This is a genomic window from Clostridium sp. LY3-2, from assembly GCF_024705715.1.
Classification (GTDB): domain Bacteria; phylum Bacillota; class Clostridia; order Clostridiales; family Clostridiaceae; genus Clostridium.
This window is the reverse complement of the sequence record NZ_JAMDLQ010000076.1, coordinates 1-822: the sequence shown is the minus strand read 5'-3', so window position 1 is coordinate 822 and position 822 is coordinate 1. Positions and strand designations below refer to the sequence as shown.

Annotated in this window: 1 rRNA gene; it reads right to left on the bottom strand. The window is 50.5% G+C overall.

Annotated elements, in window-relative coordinates:
* Nucleotides 1-822 (bottom strand): 23S ribosomal RNA (locus M4I33_RS16830); the annotation flags it as partial.

Here is an 822-nt window from a genome sequence, read left to right as displayed (position 1 = left end):
GACAAGGAATTTCGCTACCTTAGGACCGTTATAGTTACGGCCGCCGTTTACTGGGGCTTAAGTTCACACCTTCGCTTGCGCTAAGTGTTCCCCTTAACCTTCCAGCACCGGGCAGGCGTCAGCCCCTATACATCAGCTTTCGCTTTAGCAGAGACCTGTGTTTTTGCTAAACAGTTGCTTGGGCCTATTCTCTGCGGCCTGCTCTCGCAGGCACCCCTTCTCCCGAAGTTACGGGGTCAATTTGCCTAGTTCCTTAACTGCAATTCTTCCGCCGGCCTTAGGATTCTCTCCTCACCTACCTGTGTCGGTTTGCGGTACGGGCACTATTTCTCTCTCTAGATGCTTTTCTTGGAAGCATGGAATCAAGCACTTCGGTTCCTTAGAACCTTCCCCATCACGCCTCAGAATTGTTAGAACGGATTTGCCTATCCTAACTCCCTAAACGCTTAGACTAGCATCCAATAGCTAGCACGCTCTATCCTTCTCCGTCACACCATCGATAATAACGATAATAGTGGTATCGGAATATCAACCGATTGTCCATCACCTACGCCTTTCGGCCTCGGCTTAGGTCCCGACTAACCCACAGCGGACGAACCTTCCTGTGGAAACCTTAGGTATTCGGCCTGTAGGATTCTCACCTACATCTCGCTACTGATGCCAACATTCTCACTTGTAATCAGTCCACCGCTCCTTACGGTACGACTTCAGCCCGATTACAACGCTCCTCTACCGCTCACACTAAGTGTGAACCCGTAGCTTCGGTGGTAAGTTTAGCCCCGTTACATTTTCGGCGCAGGATCTCTCGACTAGTGAGCTATT